The organism is Armatimonas sp. (assembly GCF_031410135.1).
GTDB lineage: Bacteria > Armatimonadota > Armatimonadia > Armatimonadales > Armatimonadaceae > Armatimonas.
Genome location: NZ_JANNYP010000039.1, coordinates 1 through 4,026, shown reverse-complemented (window position 1 = coordinate 4,026; position 4,026 = coordinate 1). Strand labels below are relative to the sequence as shown.

The 4,026-nt window shown below is 56.6% G+C and carries 3 protein-coding genes; 1 reads left to right on the top strand and 2 read right to left on the bottom strand.

Translation table 11 applies throughout. The features are described 5' to 3' along the window. Window positions 1–122 precede the first annotated feature (122 nt). Window positions 123–1,286: a transposase gene (locus tag RMO15_RS01470; protein WP_309707161.1), complete on the top strand. Its 1,164-nt coding sequence runs from the start codon at window positions 123–125 to the stop codon at window positions 1,284–1,286. Between the two features lie 46 nt (window positions 1,287–1,332). Here RMO15_RS01470 and RMO15_RS01465 read toward each other — a convergent pair whose 3' ends face one another. Together RMO15_RS01465 and RMO15_RS01460 are read right to left on the bottom strand one after the other, a co-directional pair. After that, complete coding sequence (locus tag RMO15_RS01465) at window positions 1,333–3,372, bottom strand: sulfatase-like hydrolase/transferase (protein ID WP_309707159.1); 2,040 nt, start codon at window positions 3,370–3,372, stop codon at window positions 1,333–1,335. Further along, the gene (locus RMO15_RS01460) at window positions 3,369–3,902 is read right to left on the bottom strand and encodes a hypothetical protein (protein WP_309707157.1); all 534 of its coding nucleotides are present in this window, start codon (window positions 3,900–3,902) and stop codon (window positions 3,369–3,371) included. The genes RMO15_RS01465 and RMO15_RS01460 overlap by 4 nt, the downstream gene beginning before the upstream one ends. Window positions 3,903–4,026: the final 124 nt, after the last annotated feature.

Here is a 4,026-nt window from a genome sequence, read left to right as displayed (position 1 = left end):
GAGGGCAAGTGCTAGAGAGATAAGGGTAAAGCGAGCGCGAGTGGTTTTCATGGAGACACCTCCGAGGAAAACCCTCGTTTTAGCGAGGGGAGGAATCGGGAACCGTATGGAAGTTCCCGCGATTGATTTTTCAAAATATTTCTACCTTACCTTTCCGACTGTTTCATTATAATGAGAGTATTCTTGTAGTGAAACTCGTGGCACAAGTCAAACTCCTGCCCACGCCGGAGCAGAAAGAACTCCTGAAAAGAACTCTTAAGTCTGCCAATCAAGCGGCGGACAGAGTTTCTGAGTGGGCTTTTACGGAGAAGTCTTTCAAGCGGTTTGACTTGCATTACCAGTGGTACGAAACTCTCCGAAAAGAAACGGGCTTGACTGCTCAGGTAGTTGCGCTTCTCTTTGCCAAAGTTACGGACTCTTATAAACTGAACAAGCTCACTCGCCGCACCTATAGACCCCATGGTTCTATCGCTTACGATTCCCGAATCCTTGGCTACGACCTTCCAAAGCGAATGGTTTCTATTTGGGCGATTGGGGGCAGACTTAAAATCCCTTTTGTCTGCGGGGAGTATCAAGCCAAGCTTCTTGAAGGGCAAAGAGGGGAATCCGATCTTTGCCTGGTTGATGGTGAGTTCTACCTTATGGCGATTTGCGATGTGGAAGACCCTCCCCTTCGCAAGATTGACGAATGCAAGGGGATAATCGGGGTTGATCTTGGCATTGTTGAACTTGCTACGGACTCCGAAGGCAACCAGTACAGTGGACATGAAGTCCGAACCCTTCGCCGTCGTATGAGGAAGCTTCGTGCGGGACTTCAGTCGTGTGGTTCTAAGTCGGCCAAGCGTCACCTTCAACGGTTGCGCCGCCGTCAATCGCGGTTCAGCCGTTGGGTGAACCATAACATCAGTCGCCGACTTGTCGAATCTGCGGCGAAGCTCGGGAAGGCACTTGCTCTTGAATCGTTGACAGGGATTCGGGAGAGAGGGAACGGTTTTAATCGAGAAATGCGCTTTGAACTTGGAAACTGGAGCTTCTTTCAACTGCTCCAGATGATTGAGTATAAAGCGAGGCGTGCGGGTATCCCTGTGGTTCTGGTTGATCCCCGAAACACTTCCCGTACGTGCTCTGCTTGTGGTTATTGCGATAAGCATAATCGTAAATCTCAGTCAAAATTCAAGTGTCTTGAGTGTGGCTTTGAACTCAATGCAGACCGCAATGCGGCTCTGAATATTGCGTCCAAAGCACGGGGCACCGTAACTTGCCCTATGGACGGGATTACCGCTTAGGCGGTAGTTACTGTCAAAGCCCCCCGCATTTATGCGCGGGGATCAGTTACTTCGTTTCTTTGTCTCCCAGATTTTTATAAAACAAGAGTTCGTAGCCTTGCGGGGCCGCTTTGCGTAGCTGCTCCAGCCGAGGCATCGGGCCAATGAGCGCACTCGGCTTGGCCCCCGCTTCGTAGATCCAGAGCTCACAAGCCAGTGCATTGGGCCCCGTGATGCGATCTATAAAAACGCGCAGTGCCGCTCCTGAGAGTCCGAGCGGCAGCTCCACGGTAAGTTCTTGAGGCGGCTGGCTTTTTCCTTTCCAGCCCGGAAGCTCGGTCTCCGAGATTACCGTTGCCTCGCCACTGCCATCCGGGTTGCTCACGCGAACGCGCTGCTTGCGGCCCCGTCCGCCCCAGTCCCACCAGGAGATCCCGAGCTGGTGCGCTTTACCCGGCGTGAGCCCGGAGATCAGCAGCTCGACAGCAGGACTCGCCTGCACCGACGAGCCAAACCAGGACGCAGCCTGATTGGTGAAATCCGGCGGCGTGTAGGCATTGCCCATCAGCACCGAAATCCCCGGCCCTGCCGTTGTGGAGGCGGCGGGCACGGGTGGGGCGGGTCTTGCACCGATATCGTAGGGGCGCGGGTTGCCCGGCTGGGGCGTGTGCTCGCGGGCCATCAGCGCCTTCATCTTCGCAAGAAGCGCCGCGTGCTTTGGATCGCCTGCGAGGTCTTTATCCTGATGAACATCGGCGACGACATTGTAGAGCTTCAGCGGCGTGTTGGCATCTTTGATCTGCACGCGCAAGCCCACAAAGTCCCCGATACGCACCGCCTGCTGCTCACCCCACGGATCGGGGCCGGTGTTGGGGTAGCCATGGCGCGCCAGAATCTTTTTATCCGTGTCTTGTTTGCTGGGACCGTGGAACTCCCAGTAGAGAAAGTCGTGGGGTTTCTGGACACCCTTGCCCGTTACACTGGCCGCCAGCGAGAGGCCATCGGTGTCCTTGGGAGCACTTACGCCCGCCAGCTCCGCAAACGTGGCGAGCCAGTCGTAGTGGGCGCTGGGAAGAGAGACCTCACCCGGCTTGACCACCCCCGGCCCCCACAAAATCGTCGGCTCGCGCATCCCTCCTTCGTAGAGATCGCGCTTGAAGCCGTCCAATGGCCCCCAAGAGTTAAAGATCTGCGGGTCTTTAGAAGGGCCATTGTCGGAGGTAAAGACAATCAGGGTGTTTTTGTCTAAGCCTTGCTTCTTCAAACTTGCCGTCAGATCACCCATCGCGTCGTCCAGGCGGCGGATCATCGTGGCATAGCGCTTCTCCCAGTCCGTCCACTCAGCAGGAAGCGTGGGGTCAAGCCAGGCGTTTTTCTGTGCACTATTGAGCTTTAGAGGGAGGCTCACGCCTTCGGTTGGATAGGGGCCGTCAGGAACTTGGTACTGCGCGTGGGGCGCGATATACGCCAGGTACATAAAAAATGGCTGCTTGGGGTTCTTCTTGGTCTGCTCCGCAATATACTGTTTTGCCTTGGCAGTGTACAAGTCCGTCGAGTAGCTATCTTTGTAGAGCTCCGTGACGTCTTTAGTGCCGTCGAAGATCGGGTGCTGCGCATCGGGGTAGTGGACGTGGCCGTCCACGTGGCCGTAGAGCCCAAACCAGTGGTCAAAGCCGCGCTTCTCAGGATGGGCGGGCATGTCCGCTTTTCCGCCTCCGATCCCCCACTTACCCACCGAGTAGGTTGCGTAACCTGCGGATTTTAAGACGCTCGCCATTGTCGGCGCTTGGGCAAGCTCGGGGAGTGCGCGGTCAAACTGGTGGTCACGGATGGGGGAGTGGCCGGTGTGCTTTCCGAGCATCAGACAAGCGCGGGTCGGCACACACACCGGCGAGCTGGCGTAGTGCTGTGTCCATTTCTGGCCCTCCGTAGCGAGCTTCTCCAAGTTGGGGGTGCGGAAGCGCTTCTGTCCAAACGGAGAGATATCGCCGTAGCCGAGATCGTCGCAGAGCACAAAGATGATATTAGGGCGTGGGGGCTTAGCGGGCTGTGCCAGAGCCGGAAGCACTAGGAGGCCGAGTGCAAGAGCTGCAAGGAGTTGTTTCATCGGGTGCTTACTTTCACATTAAGAACACTTCCAGCGAGCGGGTTGGGGGCCGCATACTCCCCCACCGCCGTCTTCTCATCGCGACCAATGCTCAGGCCATCCTGCGGCTGGGTCGGTATGAGCCCGGATGCTTTCCCGGTTGCCACCAGCTTGTCATTCACAAGAAGTGTCATTGCGCCGTCGCGTGCCAGCTGTGCTTCCAAACGGCACCGACTAGGCGGAAGCGGTTCGCTGGCGGTAATGGCGGTGAGTTTCTGGGCGATCCGTACACTGAAAATGAGCTTGCCGTCGTTGAGGTGCAGCGCGTAGCCGTTTTGCTGGCCGCCTTGCGCGAGGATCACTCCCGTGCGCCCCTCGGCCAGCACATCGCACTGGATAAGCAGTGCCCGGTTCGCAATCTGCGGCGTTGACGGAGCGGTCTCGGTGGCCTGCTTCTTCTCCACCACATGACAGCGCTCCGCCCACGCGTCCCAAGCGCGGGCGAGGGTCGCGACCCGTCCAGGCTCACGACTCGCTAAGTAGTCGTCCAAAATCAAGTTCCAGTTCTTTGATGTAGAATAGATTAGTTAGCCACTCCATTTTCTACTGTGAAGAAACCATGCCAAATAGGGAAATCTATATCTGCCGATGTGAACTTTGCCAGCAAGACGTTGA